Annotated in this window: 20 protein-coding genes; 6 read left to right on the top strand and 14 right to left on the bottom strand. The window is 61.7% G+C overall.

The genetic code is table 11. The features are described from left to right. The 6 genes from arnC to arnF are packed head-to-tail and all read left to right on the top strand — an operon-like array spanning position 1 to position 6,205. A complete protein-coding gene (gene arnC / locus IMQ56_RS06205; RefSeq protein ID WP_045348748.1) occupies positions 1–984 on the top strand; it encodes an undecaprenyl-phosphate 4-deoxy-4-formamido-L-arabinose transferase in 984 nt (327 codons plus the stop codon). Beyond that, positions 981–2,963 (top strand): bifunctional UDP-4-amino-4-deoxy-L-arabinose formyltransferase/UDP-glucuronic acid oxidase ArnA, encoded by a 1,983-nt coding sequence (gene arnA, locus IMQ56_RS06200; protein WP_015571500.1) that lies wholly within the window; start codon positions 981–983, stop codon positions 2,961–2,963. The genes arnC and arnA overlap by 4 nt, the downstream gene beginning before the upstream one ends. Next, the gene (arnD, locus tag IMQ56_RS06195; protein WP_023295563.1) at positions 2,960–3,862 is read left to right on the top strand and encodes a 4-deoxy-4-formamido-L-arabinose-phosphoundecaprenol deformylase; all 903 of its coding nucleotides are present in this window, start codon (positions 2,960–2,962) and stop codon (positions 3,860–3,862) included. Before arnA ends, arnD begins: the two co-directional genes overlap by 4 nt. Next, the gene (gene arnT, locus IMQ56_RS06190) at positions 3,859–5,502 is read left to right on the top strand and encodes a lipid IV(A) 4-amino-4-deoxy-L-arabinosyltransferase (RefSeq protein WP_023295562.1); all 1,644 of its coding nucleotides are present in this window, start codon (positions 3,859–3,861) and stop codon (positions 5,500–5,502) included. The genes arnD and arnT overlap by 4 nt, the downstream gene beginning before the upstream one ends. Then, complete coding sequence (gene arnE / locus IMQ56_RS06185; protein WP_015571497.1) at positions 5,502–5,825, top strand: 4-amino-4-deoxy-L-arabinose-phosphoundecaprenol flippase subunit ArnE; 324 nt, start codon at positions 5,502–5,504, stop codon at positions 5,823–5,825. Before arnT ends, arnE begins: the two co-directional genes overlap by 1 nt. Further along, on the top strand, positions 5,822–6,205 hold the full coding sequence (gene arnF / locus IMQ56_RS06180; protein ID WP_017693827.1) for a 4-amino-4-deoxy-L-arabinose-phosphoundecaprenol flippase subunit ArnF: 384 nt from the start codon (positions 5,822–5,824) through the stop codon (positions 6,203–6,205). The genes arnE and arnF overlap by 4 nt, the downstream gene beginning before the upstream one ends. On the opposite strand, the gene acpT is transcribed toward arnF, so the two are convergent. The 14 genes from acpT to IMQ56_RS06110 are packed head-to-tail and all read right to left on the bottom strand — an operon-like array spanning position 6,177 to position 18,438. Then, positions 6,177–6,770 (bottom strand): 4'-phosphopantetheinyl transferase AcpT, encoded by a 594-nt coding sequence (gene acpT / locus IMQ56_RS06175; RefSeq protein WP_015571496.1) that lies wholly within the window; start codon positions 6,768–6,770, stop codon positions 6,177–6,179. The two genes, arnF and acpT, sit on opposite strands and share 29 nt — an antisense overlap. 2 nt (positions 6,771–6,772) lie before the next feature. Beyond that, a complete protein-coding gene (locus IMQ56_RS06170) occupies positions 6,773–8,002 on the bottom strand; it encodes a beta-ketoacyl-ACP synthase (protein ID WP_015571495.1) in 1,230 nt (409 codons plus the stop codon). Next, on the bottom strand, positions 7,999–8,730 hold the full coding sequence (locus IMQ56_RS06165; RefSeq protein ID WP_196063603.1) for a 3-ketoacyl-ACP reductase FabG2: 732 nt from the start codon (positions 8,728–8,730) through the stop codon (positions 7,999–8,001). Before IMQ56_RS06165 ends, IMQ56_RS06170 begins: the two co-directional genes overlap by 4 nt. Further along, positions 8,724–9,197, bottom strand: coding sequence for a 3-hydroxy-fatty acyl-ACP dehydratase (locus IMQ56_RS06160; protein WP_196063598.1), 474 nt, complete (start codon positions 9,195–9,197; stop codon positions 8,724–8,726). The genes IMQ56_RS06165 and IMQ56_RS06160 overlap by 7 nt, the downstream gene beginning before the upstream one ends. Beyond that, positions 9,197–10,363, bottom strand: a complete 1,167-nt coding sequence (locus IMQ56_RS06155) for a beta-ketoacyl-[acyl-carrier-protein] synthase family protein (RefSeq protein ID WP_196063597.1) — start codon at positions 10,361–10,363, stop codon at positions 9,197–9,199. Before IMQ56_RS06155 ends, IMQ56_RS06160 begins: the two co-directional genes overlap by 1 nt. Position 10,364: 1 nt before the next feature. Beyond that, positions 10,365–10,943: a DUF3261 domain-containing protein gene (locus IMQ56_RS06150; protein ID WP_180249435.1), complete on the bottom strand. Its 579-nt coding sequence runs from the start codon at positions 10,941–10,943 to the stop codon at positions 10,365–10,367. Next, entirely contained in the window at positions 10,940–13,261 is a 2,322-nt protein-coding gene (locus tag IMQ56_RS06145; protein ID WP_196063596.1) for an MMPL family transporter, read from the bottom strand. Before IMQ56_RS06145 ends, IMQ56_RS06150 begins: the two co-directional genes overlap by 4 nt. Then, on the bottom strand, positions 13,230–13,835 hold the full coding sequence (locus IMQ56_RS06140) for an outer membrane lipoprotein carrier protein LolA (protein ID WP_063931884.1): 606 nt from the start codon (positions 13,833–13,835) through the stop codon (positions 13,230–13,232). The genes IMQ56_RS06145 and IMQ56_RS06140 overlap by 32 nt, the downstream gene beginning before the upstream one ends. Next, on the bottom strand, positions 13,832–14,254 hold the full coding sequence (locus tag IMQ56_RS06135) for a thioesterase family protein (RefSeq protein WP_006812302.1): 423 nt from the start codon (positions 14,252–14,254) through the stop codon (positions 13,832–13,834). Before IMQ56_RS06135 ends, IMQ56_RS06140 begins: the two co-directional genes overlap by 4 nt. Positions 14,255–14,257: 3 nt before the next feature. Then, the gene (locus IMQ56_RS06130) at positions 14,258–15,949 is read right to left on the bottom strand and encodes a glycosyltransferase (protein WP_196063595.1); all 1,692 of its coding nucleotides are present in this window, start codon (positions 15,947–15,949) and stop codon (positions 14,258–14,260) included. Next, positions 15,940–16,290 (bottom strand): hydroxymyristoyl-ACP dehydratase, encoded by a 351-nt coding sequence (locus IMQ56_RS06125; protein WP_017693835.1) that lies wholly within the window; start codon positions 16,288–16,290, stop codon positions 15,940–15,942. The genes IMQ56_RS06130 and IMQ56_RS06125 overlap by 10 nt, the downstream gene beginning before the upstream one ends. After that, a complete protein-coding gene (locus IMQ56_RS06120) occupies positions 16,277–17,623 on the bottom strand; it encodes an AMP-binding protein (RefSeq protein ID WP_063151679.1) in 1,347 nt (448 codons plus the stop codon). The genes IMQ56_RS06125 and IMQ56_RS06120 overlap by 14 nt, the downstream gene beginning before the upstream one ends. Then, positions 17,616–18,215 carry a hypothetical protein gene (locus tag IMQ56_RS06115; protein ID WP_023304569.1) on the bottom strand — a complete coding sequence of 200 codons (600 nt, stop codon included), beginning with the start codon at positions 18,213–18,215 and terminating at the stop codon, positions 17,616–17,618. The genes IMQ56_RS06120 and IMQ56_RS06115 overlap by 8 nt, the downstream gene beginning before the upstream one ends. Then, the gene (locus IMQ56_RS06110) at positions 18,187–18,438 is read right to left on the bottom strand and encodes an acyl carrier protein (protein WP_003861262.1); all 252 of its coding nucleotides are present in this window, start codon (positions 18,436–18,438) and stop codon (positions 18,187–18,189) included. Before IMQ56_RS06110 ends, IMQ56_RS06115 begins: the two co-directional genes overlap by 29 nt. Between the last annotated feature and the right edge of the window lie 5 nt (positions 18,439–18,443).

Here is an 18,443-nt window from a genome sequence, read left to right as displayed (position 1 = left end):
ATGTTCAGTGCGCCGCCTGTACAAAAAGTTTCCGTGGTGATCCCGGTCTATAACGAGCAGGAGAGCCTGCCGGAACTGATCCGCCGCACGACTGCCGCCTGCGAGACGCTCGGCAAAGCTTATGAAATTCTGCTGGTGGACGACGGCAGCAGCGACAATTCCGCGCGGATGCTGACCGACACCGCGCAGGCGGAGGGCAGCCACATTGTTGCCGTACTGCTCAACCGTAACTACGGCCAGCACTCGGCAATTATGGCCGGGTTCAGCCACGTTACGGGAGATCTGGTGATTACCCTGGATGCTGATCTGCAAAACCCGCCGGAAGAGATCCCGCGTCTGGTCGCCAAAGCCGACGAAGGCTACGACGTGGTCGGCACCGTGCGGCAAAACCGCCAGGACAGCCTGTTCCGTAAGCTGGCGTCTCGCACCATCAACCGTCTGATCCAGCGCACCACCGGTAAAGCGATGGGCGACTACGGCTGCATGCTGCGCGCCTATCGCCGCCACATCGTCGACGCCATGCTGCACTGCCATGAGCGCAGCACCTTCATTCCGATTCTGGCGAACACCTTTGCCCGTAAAGCGACGGAGATCCCGGTGCTGCACGCCGAGCGCGAGCACGGGGAGTCAAAATACAGCTTTATGCGTCTGATCAACCTGATGTACGACCTGATCACCTGCCTGACCACCACGCCGCTGCGCCTGCTGAGCGTGTTCGGCAGCGTTATCGCGCTGGCCGGGTTTGCGCTTTCCGTTCTGCTGGTCGTTCTGCGGCTGGTCTTTGGTCCCCAGTGGGCGGCGGAAGGGGTCTTTATGCTGTTTGCCGTGCTGTTCACGTTCATTGGCGCCCAGTTCATCGGTATGGGTCTGCTGGGTGAGTACATTGGCCGTATTTACAACGATGTTCGCGCGCGTCCGCGCTATTTTATTCAACGTGTTGTCCGTCAGGAGCACCTGGCATCTCAAGAGGAAAACCACCCATGAAAACCGTCGTCTTTGCCTATCACGATATGGGTTGCACGGGCACGCAAGCCTTGCTGGACGCAGGCTTCGACATTACCGCCATCTTCACCCATCCGGATGTTGCCGGGGAAAACCACTTCTTCGGCTCGGTGGCGCGTATTGCGGCTGAACACGGTATTCCGGTTTACGCCCCGGACGATGTGAACCATCCGCTGTGGGTGGATCGTATTCAGAAGCTTGCGCCGGACGTGATTTTCTCTTTCTACTACCGCAATCTGCTTTGCGACGACATCCTGAGCGTGGCGACAAAAGGCGCATTTAACCTGCACGGCTCGCTGCTGCCTGCCTACCGTGGCCGTGCGCCGCTGAACTGGGCGCTGGTTAACGGTGAAACGGAAACCGGCGTAACGCTGCACAAAATGGTACGCCGTGCCGATGCGGGCGGTATCGTGGCACAGCTGAAAGTGGGCATTGGCGCTGATGAAACGGCGCTGGAGTTGCACCACAAGCTCTGCATCGCCGCGCAAAGCCTGCTTCGCGACGCGCTGCCGACGATCCGTCAGGGGACTTTTACCGAAACCGCGCAGGACGAAAGCAAGGCAAGCAGTTTTGGTCGCCGCACGCCGGAGGACGGGCGTCTGGACTGGGCGAAACCGGCGCGTCAGCTGCATAACCTGGTGCGCGCCGTGACCGACCCGTGGCCGGGCGCGTACAGCTTCGCCGGGGTCAGTAAATTTATCGTCTGGAAATCCCGCGTGCGTGAGGACATTCCGGCGGCAAAACCGGGCACCGTCATCTCCGTCTCTCCGCTGATTGTGAGCTGCGGCGAGCAGGCGCTGGAGATCGTCACCGGACAAACGGACAACGGGCTGTACGTGCAGGGGGCACAGCTGGCGCAGTCTCTGGGGCTGGTGGCGGGGGCGCTGATCACCAGCGCGCCGGTGGTGGCGATCAAACGCCGCACGCGCGTCTTAATCCTCGGCGTAAACGGGTTTATCGGTAACCATCTGACCGAACGGCTGCTGGAAGACGACAATTACGAGATCTACGGTCTCGATATCGGATCCGATGCGATCGGTCGATTCCTCACTAATCCCCGTTTCCACTTCGTTGAAGGGGACATCAGCATCCATTCCGAATGGATCGAGTACCACATCAAAAAATGTGACGTGGTGCTGCCGCTGGTGGCGATTGCCACCCCGATTGAATACACCCGTAACCCGCTGCGCGTGTTCGAACTCGATTTCGAAGAGAACCTGAAGATTATCCGCGACTGCGTGAAATACGATAAGCGCATCATCTTCCCGTCGACGTCGGAAGTGTACGGCATGTGTACCGACAATAACTTCGATGAAGACACCTCTAGTCTGGTGGTCGGGCCGATTAACAAGCAGCGCTGGATCTACTCCGTCTCCAAGCAGCTGCTGGATCGCGTGATTTGGGCCTACGGCGAGAAAGAGGGGCTACGCTTTACCCTGTTCCGTCCGTTTAACTGGATGGGGCCGCGCCTGGACAACCTGAACGCCGCGCGTATCGGCAGTTCCCGCGCCATCACCCAGCTGATCCTCAACCTGGTGGAAGGTTCGCCCATTAAGCTGATTGAAGGTGGCAAACAGAAACGTTGCTTCACCGATATCAGCGACGGTATTGAAGCGCTGTTCCGCATCATCGAAAACAAAGACGGCCGCTGTAACGGAGAGATCATCAACATCGGTAACCCGGACAACGAAGCGAGCATCCGCGAGCTGGCGGAAATGCTGCTGGCAAGCTTTGAACGTCACCCGCTGCGCAGCCAGTTCCCGCCGTTTGCCGGTTTCCGCGAAGTGGAGAGCAGCAGCTACTACGGCAAGGGTTATCAGGACGTTGAGCACCGCAAGCCGAGCATCCGCAATGCGAAGCGCTGCCTGAACTGGACGCCGACGGTGAAGATGGAGCAGACCATTGATGAAACGCTCGACTTCTTCCTGCGCACCGTGGAGCTGTCGGAACAGGCATCATGAAAAAGGTCGGTTTACGCATTGACGTCGACACCTTTCGCGGCACGCGTGAGGGTGTGCCGCGGCTGCTGGAACTGCTGAGCAAGCACGACGTGCGTGCCAGCATTTTCTTCAGCGTCGGGCCAGACAACATGGGGCGTCATCTGTGGCGTCTGGTTAAACCGGCCTTTCTGTTCAAAATGCTGCGCTCGCGCGCGGCATCGCTCTACGGCTGGGATATCCTGCTGGCCGGAACCGCATGGCCCGGCAGGCGCATCGGCGCGGAAAATGAAGCGATCATCTGCAAGGCCGCGCAGCATCATGAAGTGGGGCTGCACGCCTGGGATCATCATGCCTGGCAGGCCTGGGCGGGCGTGTGGGATATCCCCCGCCTGGCGCGTGAGGTTGAGCGCGGCGTGCTGGAGCTGGAAGCCATTACCGGCCAGCCTGTGCGCTGTTCCGCCGTGGCGGGATGGCGGGCCGACCAGCGCGTGGTGAAGGCCAAAGAGCGCTTCGCCTTTCGCTACAACAGCGATTGCCGGGGCACCGGACCGTTTTTACCGCTGCTGGGGGAAAACCGAACCGGCACGGTGCAGATTCCGGTCACCCTTCCGACGTGGGATGAAGTGGTCGGGCGCGAGGTGAGTGCCGACAGGTTTAACCGTTACATTCTGGATGCGATGCACCGCGATGCCGGTACGCCGGTTTATACCATCCATGCCGAAGTGGAAGGCATTGCGTATCAGCAGGATTTTGACGCGTTGCTTGCGCTGGCGGCGCAGGAGGGCATTCAGTTCTGCCCGTTAAGCCAGCTGTTGCCGGAGGATCCTGGCACGCTGCCCCTGGGAAAAATCGTCCGTCGTGAAATGGCTGGCCGGGAAGGCTGGCTTGGCTATCAACAAACCGTGAGCCCGGCACTATGAAAACAACCCGCTATGGCCTGACGCTTATCGCCCTGTTTGTCGTTTACTACCTCCTTCCGGTCAACCTTCGCCTGTTATGGCAGCCTGATGAAACGCGCTATGCGGAAATCAGCCGCGAAATGCTGGCCTCAGGCGATTGGGTGGTCCCGCATTTCCTCGGGCTGCGTTACTTTGAAAAACCCATTGCCGGTTACTGGGTGAACAGCATCGGGCAATGGCTATTTGGACACACCAATTTTGCCGTTCGCGCGGGGGCGATATTCTGCACCGGGCTGACGGCGCTGCTGGTGATCTGGCTGGCCTGGCGTCTCTGGCAGGATAAGCGGGTGGCGATCTTCTCCGGCCTGATCTTCTTAACCCTGTTCCTGGTCTATGGCATCGGCACCTACGCCGTGCTGGATCCCATTATCACCCTCTGGCTGGTGGCGGCTATGTGCAGCTTCTGGCTGGCTTCGCAGGCGAAAACGATAGCCGGAAAAGCGGGGGGCTACATTCTGCTGGGGCTGGCCTGCGGCATGGGCGTCATGACCAAAGGCTTCCTGGCGCTGGCGGTACCGGTGATTGGCGTGCTGCCGTGGGTGATTGCGCAACGACGCTGGAAGGAGGTGCTGGTTTTCGGCTGGCTGGCGATCCTCAGCTGCGTACTTATCGTCCTGCCCTGGGGGCTGGCGATTGCTCAGCGTGAGCCGGATTTCTGGCGTTACTTCTTCTGGGTGGAGCATATCCAGCGCTTTGCCCGGAGCGATGCCCAGCATAAAGCGCCGTTCTGGTACTATCTGCCGTTCCTCATCGCGGGAAGTCTGCCGTGGCTGGCGATGCTGCCGGGCTCGCTGCGCCTGGGATGGCGAGACAGAGAAAACGAGAGGGCGGGGCTTTATCTGCTGGGCTGGATAGTGATGCCGCTGCTGTTCTTCAGCATCGCCAAAGGCAAGCTGCCGACCTATATCCTGCCGTGCTTTGCGCCGCTGGCGATCCTGATGGCGCGCTACGCCTGCACCGTCGCCGAAAAAGCGTTACGTATTAACGGTGGGATCAATATCGCGTTTGGCGTGCTTGGCATGCTGGCGGCGCTGGTGGTATCGCCATGGGGGCTTGCTAAACATCCAGTCTGGACACCGGTCGAATTGTACAAAGTCTTCTGTGCCGTGGTGGCGTTTCTGGTCTGGGCCTCGGTGGGCTGGTTTACCCTTAAAAATCCGCAGCGCTGGTGGCTGGCGGCGCTTTGCCCTGCCGGGCTGGCCCTGCTGGTGGGTTTTGCGATCCCGGACCGGGTAGTGGATTCCAAACAGCCGCAGTCGCTGGTGGATTCCGTTCGCGAGCCATTGCAGATGAGTAAATTCGTCCTGGCGAACAACGTTGGTATAGCCTCCGGGCTGGCGTGGGAGCTTCAGCGTAATGACATCATTTTGTATGGGCAGAGCGGTGAGCTGAAATATGGCCTGGATTATCCGGACGCTAAGGGGCGTTTTGTGAGCAAAGATGATATCGCGCACTGGCTTGAAGCGCATCGTCAGCAGGGACCGGTGTCGCTGGTGATCCTGCTGTCGAAAAACGACGACCTGGCCCGCGCCGGGCTGCCAAAACCGGACAACCTGACGATTCAGGGGCGTCTGGCTTACCTGCAATATCTGCCGCAGTGATGGCCTGGATCTGGCTGGTGCTGGCAAGCCTGTTGAGCTGCGCAGGTCAACTGTGCCAGAAACAGGCGACACGGGCAGGCGGCGGTCAGCAGGTCGCCCTGTGGCTTGGGCTGGCCCTGCTGATGCTGGGTGGCGGGATGGTTGCCTGGCTGGTGGTATTGCAGCATCTGCCCGTCGGGGTGGCGTACCCCATGCTGAGCCTTAACTTTGTCTGGGTAACGCTGGCGGCAAAAATCGTCTGGCATGAGCCTGTCCCGCTACGTCACTGGCTGGGCGTCGGGTTGATTATCGTCGGGGTTATTTTGCTGGGAGGAAGCCTGTGAACGGTGCGTGTTGGGCGTTATGCAGCGTAGTGTTAGTCAGCGTGGCGCAGCTGCTGCTGCGTCATGCGATGGTGACGCTGCCCCCGATGAGCGACGCTTTCTGGGCAGCCCTCTGGCATATAGCCCCCGGTACGGGCGCGCTGATGCTGGGGCTGACAGGCTATTGCGCCTCAATGGGCTGCTGGTATCTGGCATTGCATCGTATGGCGCTCAGCAAAGCGTATGCCTTGCTGAGCCTCAGTTACATCCTGGTGTGGAGTGCTGCAATTTTACTGCCCGGCTGGGGAGAATACTTTTCCTGGCGCGGGCTGGCGGGCGTCGGCTTGATTATACTCGGTGTGCTGGTCATTTTTATGCCGCAGAAATACCGGAGTAAGTAACCGCTTCCGCCGTTAAGGTGAAAGGCGTAGGGGTACAGACCGCCAGGCTCAGCGAGCCGAAGCGTAGCTGACTGACCGGGAGGGTCTGGGCGGTGCTGTCAATACTGACAATCTGCCACGCGCTGCCGCCACGCTGTTTGACGATCGCCTCTTTGCGCGTCCAGATGCGCCAGAATGCGGAAAGCTGCTCTTCCGGCGCTTCACGTTCCAGCTCGTCATGTTCGGTGAGGCTGAAAACGGCATTCGCCAGCGCCTGCCAGTTCTCCCGCGGGCGGATCACTTCGATATCGCAGCCTACTTCACCTTCATCGCTCATCAGCAGGGCAATGTCGTCCCCGCTGTGGCTCAGGTTAAACCACAGCGGATGGCCGTTAGCGAAGGCCGGTTTTCCCTGCTCGCCGTAAATTATCTCGGGAAGCGGTGAGGGGGATAAGGTTCTGGCGAGCAGCGTCCGGCCTGCAAGCCAGGAAGCGTGTCGTGCACCCTGAGGTGCCATGTCTGCGAGCGTTGACGCCAGCGGGTCCGCGCTAAGGGTGGAGATCTTTCCCAGTACAAACTGGTACATAGTTACGCCCAGCGTTTAATGATTATCGAGGTATTGATGCCGCCAAAGGCAAAGTTATTGCTCTGAATAAATTCGCAATCAATCGGGCGGGTTTCCCCCATAATATAATCTAAAGCGCCGCATTGCTCATCCGGTTGTCTTAAATTGAGCGTTGGCGTGAACCAACCCTCCCGCATCATGTGCAGACTCAGCAAGGCTTCCAGCGCGCCGCAGGCACCCAGGGTATGGCCGAAATAACTCTTTAAGGAAGAGATGGGCACGCTGTCGCCGAAAATGGCGGCGGTCGCCTGACTTTCGGCGATATCCCCGCGATCGGTTGCCGTGCCGTGGGCAGAAATGTAGCCAATCTCCTGAGGGCCAAGGCCCGCCATCGCCAGCGACTGCGCCATACACACCTGCATGGTTTCACGCTGGGGCTGGGTGATGTGCGCCGCATCGCAGTTGGTGGCAAAGCCCACGATCTCGCCATAGATTGTCGCCCCGCGCGCTCTGGCGTGATCCAGCTCTTCCAGCACCAGCGTGCCCGCCCCTTCGCCAATCACCAGGCCATCGCGCTGAACGTCAAACGGCGACGGCGTGGTTTTTGGCGCGTCGTTACGCTGGCTTGTGGCAAACAGGGTATCGAAAACCGCCGCTTCCGACGGGCACAGCTCTTCCGCGCCGCCTGCCACCATCACCGTCTGGTAGCCGTGACGAATCGCTTCCCAGGCGTAGCCAATCGCCTGGCTGCCAGAGGTACAGGCGCTCGAGGTGGGGATCACCCGTCCGCGCAGGCCAAAGAACAGCCCGGTATTCACCGCCGTGGTGTGCGGCATCATCTGCACGTAGGTGGTGCCGGTGATGTTGTGGGTGTGCTTTTCGGTGAGCATAGAGGCAAACTCGCTGACCGGCCCGGTGCTGCCGGTCGACGAGCCGTAGGCGATGCCGGTCTGACCGTTGGTCAGCACCGCGTCGTCGATCAGTCCCGCCTGCTCCAGCGCCAGCTCGGTGGCGCGGGTAGAGAGCAGCGACACCCGGCCCATGGCGCGAATGCGCTTACGGGTATAGTGAGCGGGGAGAGTGAAATCTTCAATCGGCGCGGCGAGCAGGGTTTGCAGGCCGTCATACGCCTGCCACTCCGTCATGGTACGCACCGCATTTTCATACTCGCGCAGACGGCGCGAGATGGTCGGCCAGTCCTCGCCGAACGCGGTGACGCCGCCCATGCCCGTAATCACTACCCGGCGGGTCATAGCATGCCTCCGTTAATCGAAATCACCTGACGCGTCACATAGCCTGCTTTATCCGACATCAGGTAACTCGCCAGCCCGGCGACCTCCTCGGCCTGGCCCATACGCTGCATCGGGATCATCGACATCGCCGCGTGCAGCGCGGCTTCGTCCATCTCGATCATGCCGGTATCGATCAGCCCCGGCGCGATGCAGTTGACGGTGATTTTGCGTTTTGCCAGCTCGGTGGCGAGCGCTTTGGTGGCGCCGATGATCCCGGCTTTCGCCGCGCTGTAGTTCACCTGCCCACGGTTGCCCATAATGCCTGACACCGACGACAGGGTGATGATCCGCCCGCCCTTGCGGGTGCCGATCATCGGCATAATGCAGGGATGAATGACGTTATAAAAACTGTCGAGATTGGTGTGGATCACGCTGTCCCAGTCATCGTCGCTGAGCGCCGGAAAAGCACCGTCGCGGGTAATACCGGCGTTACTGACCACGCCATACCACGCGCCGTGGTCAGCGATCTCCTGTTCCAGCACCGTGCGGCACTGCTCGCGGTTGCCCACGTCGAAGGTGAGTAAACGGCCCGCGCCGCTTGCCTGGACAATCGCTTCCAGCGTCTCCTGCGCGCCCGCTTCATCACGATGGTAATGCACGCCGACGGTGAAACCGTCCGCCGCAAGCTGAAGGGCGATAGCGCGGCCAATGCCTTTGCTGGCGCCGGTGACCAGTACGGATCTCATGATGGTGTTCCCTGGTTGAAAAGTGTGGTTAATTCATCCTCGCTCGGCTGGAAGGTGTTCACGCGGCCCGTGGCGAGGGAGACATTATCCGCATGAATGGTGCACTCGAAGCTGCCAAAGCGTTCATCCTGCATCAGACGTTCGATGGTGATGATCAGCGTGCTGCCTGCGGCAAAATGCCCTGCGTCGCACACCAGCTCGCGCGCGCCCAGCACCATGCCCAGCGCACAGTGCGGCAGCCCTTTTTGCATCCGGTGCCATTCAGACCAGACGCCCACGGTCTGGGCCATCAGCTCCAGCGCAAACCAGCCAGGCAGGTTGCCGTCCGCGTCCAGGAACGGAGCCAGAACGCCCCGATCGTTCACCGTCACGCTGCAAACGGCGCGATCATCGGTGACGTTTTCCACGCTCTCAAGCAGCAGCATCGGCGTGTCGTGAGGAAGATAATCCCCGGGAGGTAAGTAGCGCATCATACCCTCCCCAGCAGAAGGCTGGCGTTGTTGCCGCCAAACGCGAAGGAGTTTGACAGGATCGCCGGTTTATTCAGCGGTGCGCTCTGGTGCAGCAGGCCGAAGGCGGGCAGGGTGTCGTCTGGTGCGTAGCGGGAAAAATCCTGCGGCGGCAGCGGCAGGTCTCGGGTCAGGATCAGCCAGCTCAGGGCGGCCTCGGTGATCCCCGCTGCGCCCAGCGTGTGGCCGGTAAGATGTTTCGTGGAGCTGCACGGCACGCGGTCGCCAAAGAGATCGTGGATCACCTGCGCCTCAATGCGATCGTTCAGCGGCGTGGCGGTGCCGTGCAGGTTGATATAACCGACGTCCGCCGCCGTCATGCCCGCCTCGTTCAGCGCCTGGTTGATGGCGCGGATCGCCCCTTCGCCCTGCGGATGCGGGGCGGAAATATGGTACGCATCGCTGGATTCCCCCGCGCCCAGGAGCGCAACCTCGCCCGGCTCGCGGGTCAGCACCATCAGTGCCGCCGCTTCGCCAATGGTGATCCCCCGACGGTGGCGGCCAAACGGTTCGCACAGGGTCGGGGAGAAGGACTCCAGGCTGTTGAAGCCGTTGACCGGCATGCGGCTCAGGCTGTCGGCCCCGCCGACGATGGCGACGTCCACCAGCCCGGCGTCAATCAGGCGCCGACCGCTGATGATCGCCCGCGCGCTGGAGGAGCAGGCGGTTGAGATGGTATACGCCGGGCCGTCCAGCGCAAGCCAGCGGGCGAGAAAGCGCGACGGATCGCCCAGCTCCTGCTGCGGATATTGCCACTGCGGGCTGCTCTCGCCGTTCTGCGCGCGGCGCACGTACTCATCACCCTCGTCCAGCCCGGAGGTGCTGGTGCCCAGAACAACCGCCACGCGGTCGCGCCCCACGCGCGCAATGGCCGCATCGATGGCGGGCCGGATTTGCGCCAGCGCCGCCAGCAGCAGCTGGTTGTTGCGGCTGCGATGCGCAGAAAAAGACTCGGGGACAGGGGGAAGTTCACCCTCCACGCCCCCCAGCACGGCCTCGGGTAAGCCCTGTAGCCAGCCCGCACGCTGGCGCATCCCGGGGGCCATACCAGCGATCAGGTTCGCCGCTATTTCATCAGCCGAGTTGCCGAGCGCGTTGACCATGCCAACGGCAGAAAGGTAAATCATCTCAGTCACCCAGATATTGAATGGTGATGTGGTAGTGAAAAGCGTGCTGCACAATGCTAATCGGATCGCGCCTGCCGTTACGGTTCAGGTAGACAATTTCCGTGACCAGCTTGCCCTCGGGGTTGCGCAGTTCGCGTCTGGTGTCAGTATCGTTCAGCGTCCAGCCTTTCGGCAACTGCGGCTGCCAGGCGCTGAGCGGCCAGTGGCTCAGCATCACGTCGGCCAGCACCTGGCTGGCGGGCGGCAGCTGCGGCATCACAACCGACTGCTCGGTGTGGATCCCGGTGTTGTCGTAGGTGGCGAGGAACAGGCGGATCCCGACGGAGGAGAGGCCGGCAAGCGCCACTTTATTTCCATCGGCGTTCAGCATCACCAGCAGCGACTGGGTCTGGCCTTTAAAACTGCCGGTAAGCAACTGCTGCGCGCGGATGGCAGGCGTGATGCCCGGCGGGGGCAGCGTGACGCGGGTGCCGGGCTGGAGCCAGGCCTGAGGGCGCGCGTCATCGCGGTTCGTCGTATGGCTACACCCCGCCAGCAACAGGGCCATCATCACTGCCGCCAGGCGAATGAAACGGGTCATGGTAAGTTCTCTTTGTTAGACGGCATCGCCAGCGGGGCGAGCAGGAACGCGGTGAAGATACCGCTCACCAGCACAATGCCAAAGCTGCTGATGGCCTGAGTGGTGCTGAACACCAGCATCCCCAGCGTCAGCAGGGTAGTCATCATGGCGAGGGTAATCGCCAGCATGGAGGTCAGCGGCGTGCCGCGCGGGTTGCTGAAAAACAGCGTGTAGTTAATGCCAATGCCGAGGACCAGCACCAGCGCCAGCAGGGAAAACAGGTTCACCGGATGGCCCGTCACGGCCAGCGCCGCCAGCCCGCCGCCCAGCGACAGCACGGACGGCACCAGCGCCACCAGCCCTTTTCGCCAGCCGAGGCGTAGCATCGCGCCGCAGGCAATCACCGCCAGCGCCACGCCCAGCAGCCCCGTCAGCAGCGAGCGGTAGAGCGCAAACAGGCTGTCGAAGCTGGCCTTACGGTCAACCCAGACGACCCCGGGATGGCGGGCGGCCAGCTCACCGAGCGCGGCGCTGTTTCTGACGCCATCGACCGGGACCAGCACACCGCTTTTGCCGTCCGGCAACGTCAGCCACAGCAAACGCCAGCCCTCGCTGGCCGGGCTGGCGAGCCACGCTTCCACGCTGACAGGCATGGCGTTCAGGTTCGGTGGGACGGCGTTCAGCCCCGTGCTTTGCAGCATTTTCATCACCGTCGGTGCGGCGTTACGCAGAAGATGCAGATCGCTGTTCTGCCGCGCCAGCGAGTTCAGCGGCAGGGTGCGCCAGCGGGTTAATTCACCGGCTTTTTGCGCCTGCGCCAGCGCCGGGGTAAACGCCTCCAGCCGCTCCAGCGTTTCCTGAGCCGACGCGCCGTACACCACGAACCACTTCTGATCGACATTTTGCCCGGTCAGGGCGGTGATGGTTTTTTCCTGCGCCAGAATGTCCTGCGGCAGCGCCTGAAGCCGGGCGATATCGTCATCCACCCGCAGGCTGGCGATCCCGATGGCGGAGAGCAGCGCCAGCGCTACCGGCAGCCCGACAGAGAGGGCTTTACCGTCGCGCCAGGCGTTCAGCCAGCGCTGCATCATCCCTCTCAGGGGGACCGGGCGGACCGGCATGCCCCGGCACAGCCACGGATGCCAGAACATTACCGTCAGGCACGAGGCGCTCAGCCCTGCGGCGGCGAACACCGCCATCTGACGAATGCCGGGGAAGGGGGCCAGCATCATGAAGAGATACGCCACGACGGTGGTCAGCAGCGCCAGCAGCAGCGCGTTACGTACTTTCGCCAGGCTTTGCCAGGGCGAGTGTTCCGCGCCGTGCACCATCCGCTCCGTGAGGTAGTAAATCGTATAGTCCGCCGAGATGCCGATAATGCTCATGCTCATCACCAGCGTCATCAGGTGCAGTTCACCGAACAGCAGCAGCGTCACGACCGTCCCCGCCAGCGCGCCGATGGCAATGGAGAGCAGGCTCAGCAGCAGCGGACGCACGGAGCGAAACACCGACACAATCAGCAGGATCACCCCGAGCACCGTGGCGACGCCAAGCGTGGAAATATCGTTTTTAGCCTGCTGGCTGGCGTAATCGCTGTAGAACACCGTCCCGCGCGAGAGCAGCTGCGCCTGTGGATACTGGCTTTTCAGCGTCTGCTGCAACGCGTTAAGGGTGGTCACCAGCTGGTGGGTTTGCTGCATATCAAACGACGAGCCCGCCAGCTCGCCGTGCAGCAGATACCAGTAGTTCCCGGCCGCGTCTTTTGTCACCAGCCAGCCGTCCATCAGCTGCATCTTCTGGCTGTTTTTCGCCAGTGCGAGCTGCGCGCCGCGCATCAGCATCAGCGGATCATTTTGCAGCTCCTTGCCGCTCACGCCGGAAAAGGCGGAGTAGAGCTGGGACAGGACCCACTGTGCCTGTGCTTCACCGCCGTTTTGCAGGCGGGCGCGGGTGGCCGGATCGACCAGACCATTGCGGTGCTGCCAGAAGAAATCTCCCCAGGCCTGTTGCCCGGCGGCATCCAGCGGACCTTTTACGACACTCAGCGCCTGGCTGCGTTGCAGCAGGGTTAACCACTGCTGCGCCACGCGCGGGTCCGGCTGTTTGCCGGGGCTGACCAGCCAGATGAGCTGGCGGTCGAGGCGCTGCATAAATCCGTCGTTGAGAGCGGGAGGGATCGCGCCGAGCGTCTGTTTCGGCAGCATGGCGAGCACGCTGCTGTTCAGCCGCGCGCCGGGCAGCAGCGACAGCAGCACGCCCAGCAGGATCAGGCATACCGCGGCCCACAGCAGCGCCGGGCGCAGGGCGTTACGGTGCGGCAAAGCGCTGGCGTTCTGCATCGGTCAGGCGGGCGGGCGTCAGTTGGTGGCGGGAGAGGGCGATATCCGTCGTGTCGCCCTGCTTATCGTTCAGGCGAATGGATTCCAGATAGATCGCGCCCTTCAAATCAAGGGTAGAGAAAATCTTGTCCAGCGGCGTGGTGACGGGCGTCAGCACCAGCGACCAGCGGCCTTCGCCCAGGTCTTTGAAATCGACGCGGAAGTTCTCTTCCAGCACCTTGCGGTCGGCCTCGAACAGCGCCCGCAGCAGATGGTTGAACTGGAACATCTGCGGGTTAGTGTCGGCGGTAATGGTCTGCGGCGACTGACCGTTGACGATCTGCACCATCCGTTTGTCATCCAGCAGCAGCGTCATCGGGAACGGCGCTTTTTGATCCCACAGCAGGCCATTGTCACGGGCGATCAGCATCTCCCCCTGCGAGCGCAGGGGCTGAGGCATGTCCTTGATCGTGCGGGTCTGTTCGAAGTGTGCGCGTACCACTGGTTGCTCCGCAAACCGCTGTTGCAGTTCATCCAGCGTGATCGCGTTCACCAGCGGGCTTACCAGCAGCGCGAGTAGCGTTATCCATTTCATGGCGCGATCCCCATGCGTTCGAACAGAATGGCCGGGCTGACAAAGCACATCTCCCGGCTTGCTTCTTCCACCGCCACCTGAATCGTGTAGCCGGTGGTGGTGCGTTTCCCGGTTTGCGCGTCGAAGATTTGATAGGCGATGCGCAGACGGTTTTCAACCTCTTCAATGTGGGCGCGGACGCGAATGCGCTGCTCGAAGGTCACCGCGTCGCGGTATTTCACCCGGGTATCCACCACCGGCCAGACGTAGCCGGACGCTTTCATCTGGCGATAGCCGTAATCAAACTGGTTGAGCAGCGCTTCGCGGGCAATCTCAAAGTAGCGGAAGTAGTTGCCGTGCCACACCACGCCCATCATATCGACGTCGTGGAACGGAACGGTGATTTCAACTTCAGCCGTAAAGCGGGGATCGGTCAGCACCCTTTACTCCTTCTCGTTGACCTCTGGCAGCTGCCAGAAATCGAAAAAATTAAACCAGTCGAGCGGCGACAAGAGCGCGTAATGCTCCAGCCGCTGCGCATAGCGGTCGACGGTCTGCTGTAGCGCCTGCTGGCGTTCGCCGCGCGGCAGCAGCAGCGGGTCGGCAAACGGCTCGCAGTGCAGGGTCAGCTTTCCCTGCTGACAGAGGGCAAAAATCAGCACCACCGGGCAGCGCAAAATGGACGCCAGGATAAACGGCCCCTGCGGGAACGGCGCGGGCTGGCCCATAAATTCGCTCCATATCACCCGCCAGCTACCGCCGCGCTGCGGGGTGACGGCGATGCGATCGCCCACGATCGCCACCCATTCGCCGCGATCCAGCTTCTCTTTAATGAGGATCGCAGTCTCCGGGCCAATGTCGGTGACCGGCATCAGGTGAATGCCCGCCTGCGGCGCCATCTCCTCCATCACCTGCTTAAAACGTCTGGCGTTGTCGCTAAAGACCAGCGCGTTGATGGTTTTTGCCCCTTCGCGCTGGGCCAGCGCCCGGCAGGCTTCCACATCGCCAAGATGCGACGCGAGCAGCAGTTTGCCCTGAGGATCGTCGAGCCCCAGCGCCTCCTGCGCGCCTGGCGCAAAGACCAGATCGCGATGGAGTTTCATTTCGCCGCGCCAGCTGGCCACTTTATTCAGCATGGCATGACCGAAGCGCAGGAAGTGGGAAAAACTGTTAAGCCGCGCGAGGGGCGGCATTTGCCGCTGTGCCATCACCGTTTTAACCCGCGCCAGCCACTGCTGCGACGCCTGACGCGCAGAGCGGGCGGTCAGCCAGTAGACGGCGGTAACCGGCCACAGCAGGGCGGTAAACGCCTTACGCCCCAGCAACTGCCAGACGCGCAGCATCAGGCGCATGCCCCATAATCCTTTTACCTCCTGCTGCTGCGCCCAGTGCTGCGAGCGGCGACGCATCAGCAGGGAAGGAATGCGCGGCAGCATGCCGAGAAACAGACGGGTATGCATCAACGAGATGCGCACGTTGTCTTTCAGGGCATCGAAATGGGATACCCCGTCCGGCGGATAGGTTACGCGGGTGGGCAGAAAATAGCTGGTGTTGCCCTGCCAGTAGAGGCGCACCATCACTTCGGTATCAAAATCCATTCGCCTGCCGAGCGGCGTGGTTGCTGCAAGGCGCAGAACCGGGGCTATCGGGTAAACGCGAAACCCGCACATACTGTCTTTCAGTTGCAGGGAGAGGGTTTCAATCCAGACCCAGACGTGCGTTATCCAGCGCCCGTACAGGCGCGAACGGGGGATTGAGTCATCGTAAACGGGCTGCCCGGAAATGAGCGCATCGGGATGACGCCCGGCCAGCGCCAGCAGTTTGGGAATGTCCTCGATAGCGTGCTGGCCGTCAGCGTCCACCTGAACGGCGTGGGTGAAGCCGCGATCGGCGCAGGCTTTCAGCCCCAGCATCACCGCCGCGCCTTTGCCGCTGTTTTCGGCCAGCCGCAGCAGTGTGATCTGCGGACGATCCGCCGCCAGCGCTTCAAGCGTGCGGCGCGTGGTTTCATCGCTGCCGTCGTCCACCACCAGACAGGGCAGATCGAAAGGCGCCAGGCGCGCCAGCACCGAAGCCATCATCGCCCCGTGGTTGTAGCAGGGGATCAGCACGCAGGGGCGGAAGGTTACTGACATAAGCGAATCTTCCCGCTGCTGGCGGTGTGGCGCTCGTTACCCGCATGGCGCTGGTAGCTAAAGGTCAGCAACTGGCGTTCAGGCTGCCAGGCAAGGAGCAGCGTGACCGTGTTCTCCGGCAACAGCGGGGCGGCGAACTTCACGTTCTGAATACTGTGAAAACGGTAGCCCGACGCCAGCGCGGCGGCGTAATGCATCACCCAGTCGAGCTGCGCCACGCCCGGCAGCAGCGGCTGTACGGCGAAATGTCCCTTAAACCAGAGCAGGTCAGGATCAAGATAAAAGGTTATCTCCAGATGCTGTGGATCGGGCTGGAGGCGCCCGATTTCAGGGATCTTCATGAAACAACTCCTGTAGCTGCGCAGTCACGCGCTTGTTCATGCTGTTGACCGGGATTTCATCAACGATCCGCCAGTAGCGCGGTACGGCAACCGGTTCAAGCCAGGGGCGAAGGGCGCGTCGCCAGGCGAGCTCCTGCGCTGTTTTGCTCTGTTCGTGTTGCTGACGCACCGCTTCATTCAGCACCAGCAATACGCCAATGCCCTGACGCCCGCCGCGTGTCACCGTCAGCGCGGCGGCCTCGCGGATGCCGTCCAGCGCCAGCAGGCGGTGCTCAATGTCATCGAGTGAAATGCGCTTATCTTCAATTTTGACCACCCGACCGCGACGCCCGACGAGGCTGAACTGCCCGTCAGCCGTGAAGTGCAGGATATCATCCAGCACGATTCCCTCCGCCTCGGGGATCAGCGGCGACGTCACGCGATCGCCGTGAAACGTCACGCCGGGAAAAGGCTGCCAGCGCGTGCTTTCCTCCTGACGGTAGCGCCAGGCCATTACGCCCGTTTCCGTGCTGCCGTATATTTCATCCGGCCAGACGTTGAGCCAGGCCTGAACCGCGGCGACCTCCTGCCAGGGCAGCGCGCCGCCGGCGGAGACGAGCAGGTTAACGGGGGGCGGCGTCAGCGACGCGTCCAGCCGCTTGAGAAACGCCGGACTGCTGATGAAAAGGTAGCGTTTATCGTCGGGAAGGGCAGAGAGTTGCTCGGCATAGTTGAGCAGGCTGGCATGCAGCGGCAGGCCGAGCGCCATGGGTAAGACGACACGAAACGTCAGGCCATACAGGTGGTGCAGCACCACGGAAGCCACGACGTGACAGCCCGCCAGACGCTCGCCAAAATGCGCCGCCAGCAGACGAGCCTCACGATCAAGGCTGACCACCGGCTTACTTACCCGCTGCGGCGTGCCGGTCGAGCCGGAGGTGTAAAGCTCGATCGTGCGCATCTCACCGATGGCAGGCAGCGGTGAAAAGGGATGGCCTGCCCGCTGCGCGGAAGCCACCCGCAGCTGTCGCCCCTGAAAATCGAGCGTGGTGTCGCTCAGGACGCCGCTGAACAGCGCCCGCTGTTCGTTAAGCTGCGCCGCCCGGCTGTGCCCGGGGAGGACCGGCGTTTTACCCGCATGCAGCGTCGCCAGCAGCGCGACAATAAACAGATAACCGTTTTCGATGCACAACGCCCAGCGCTCGCCATCTTCACGACGCAGCGTGTCGACCAGCTGAGTGACGTCGTGGCGCAGATCGCCAAGCGTCCAGAGATGGTCGTCCTGCCAGGCGACAGGGGTGTCGTCAGGGCGGGGCGCACTGAGCCACTGGCTAAGCGGAAGAGGGTTAAGCATCGTTTTTCATCGCCCGTTGTCGCACCACCCACTCGCCAGCCATCAGCGTGCCCATCAGGAGATAGGCAATCATCCCATTCCACAGCGTCCACAGACGGATATCGGCGTGTAATACGGTAAACAGCGCGATCGCCCCGTTGATAATAAAAAAGCCGCACCAGACCTGGGTAACCCGGCGCGTGTAACGTACCCCGACGGGGGAGAGATCCGGTTCACGCAGGCGCGCCAGCCGTTCAACGACAGGCATTGCCGTCCACAGCGAACCGCCAAACACCACCAGCATCACCAGATTCACCACCACTGGATATAACAGCACCCACTGGTGCGCGTGCAGGACGTAGCTCGCCGCGCAAAGCGCTATGCCAGCCAGCGCCACGCTCACGAACAGATAACGCAGGGGGCCGCCCTGCCGACGGGCCTGGCAGACGCGCAACAGCAGCACCAGCGCCATCACGGGCAGTATCCCGTGCAGGCTATTATTCGCCAGCCCGAAGCCGATCAAAAACGGCCATGCCAGCAGCATCAGCCCCGTCAGGGCGGGAAGAACTGGAATCGAACGCACGTTACGCGTCGCGCTGAAGCTGTTCCACAACGTCCACGACGTCCTGCACCGTGCGCACCGCTTTGAAGGTTTCAGGCTTGATTTTATGGCCCGTTTTCTTTTGCAGGTGCACCACCATATCGACGGCATCAATGCTGTCGAGGTCCAGATCCTCGTAAAGACGTGCCTCAGGGGTAATATCCTCCGGGGCGATTTCAAACAGCGTAATAAGAAGCGCAGAGACTTCCTGATAAATCGTTTGTTGTTCTGTCATAGCGG

The sequence above is a fragment of the Enterobacter sp. Res13-Sevr-PEC09-46 genome, from assembly GCF_015672585.1.
GTDB lineage: Bacteria > Pseudomonadota > Gammaproteobacteria > Enterobacterales > Enterobacteriaceae > Enterobacter > Enterobacter hormaechei_C.
The sequence above is the reverse complement of the archived record's forward strand: the minus strand, read 5'-3'. Positions and strand labels throughout refer to the sequence as shown.

Bases quoted from the DNA above. Each gene is read 5' to 3' on its own strand.
- arnC (WP_045348748.1), top strand. From the start codon at position 1: ATGTTCAGTGCGCCGCCTGTACAAAAAGTTTCCGTGGTGATCCCGGTC.
- arnA (WP_015571500.1), top strand. From the start codon at position 981: ATGAAAACCGTCGTCTTTGCCTATCACGATATGGGTTGCACGGGCACG.
- arnD (WP_023295563.1), top strand. From the start codon at position 2,960: ATGAAAAAGGTCGGTTTACGCATTGACGTCGACACCTTTCGCGGCACG.
- arnT (WP_023295562.1), top strand. From the start codon at position 3,859: ATGAAAACAACCCGCTATGGCCTGACGCTTATCGCCCTGTTTGTCGTT.
- arnE (WP_015571497.1), top strand. From the start codon at position 5,502: ATGGCCTGGATCTGGCTGGTGCTGGCAAGCCTGTTGAGCTGCGCAGGT.
- acpT (WP_015571496.1), bottom strand. From the start codon at position 6,770: ATGTACCAGTTTGTACTGGGAAAGATCTCCACCCTTAGCGCGGACCCG.
- IMQ56_RS06170 (WP_015571495.1), bottom strand. From the start codon at position 8,002: ATGACCCGCCGGGTAGTGATTACGGGCATGGGCGGCGTCACCGCGTTC.
- IMQ56_RS06160 (WP_196063598.1), bottom strand. From the start codon at position 9,197: ATGCGCTACTTACCTCCCGGGGATTATCTTCCTCACGACACGCCGATG.
- IMQ56_RS06155 (WP_196063597.1), bottom strand. From the start codon at position 10,363: ATGATTTACCTTTCTGCCGTTGGCATGGTCAACGCGCTCGGCAACTCG.
- IMQ56_RS06150 (WP_180249435.1), bottom strand. From the start codon at position 10,943: ATGACCCGTTTCATTCGCCTGGCGGCAGTGATGATGGCCCTGTTGCTG.
- IMQ56_RS06145 (WP_196063596.1), bottom strand. From the start codon at position 13,261: ATGCAGAACGCCAGCGCTTTGCCGCACCGTAACGCCCTGCGCCCGGCG.
- IMQ56_RS06140 (WP_063931884.1), bottom strand. From the start codon at position 13,835: ATGAAATGGATAACGCTACTCGCGCTGCTGGTAAGCCCGCTGGTGAAC.
- IMQ56_RS06130 (WP_196063595.1), bottom strand. From the start codon at position 15,949: ATGTCAGTAACCTTCCGCCCCTGCGTGCTGATCCCCTGCTACAACCAC.
- IMQ56_RS06125 (WP_017693835.1), bottom strand. From the start codon at position 16,290: ATGAAGATCCCTGAAATCGGGCGCCTCCAGCCCGATCCACAGCATCTG.
- IMQ56_RS06120 (WP_063151679.1), bottom strand. From the start codon at position 17,623: ATGCTTAACCCTCTTCCGCTTAGCCAGTGGCTCAGTGCGCCCCGCCCT.
- IMQ56_RS06110 (WP_003861262.1), bottom strand. From the start codon at position 18,438: ATGACAGAACAACAAACGATTTATCAGGAAGTCTCTGCGCTTCTTATT.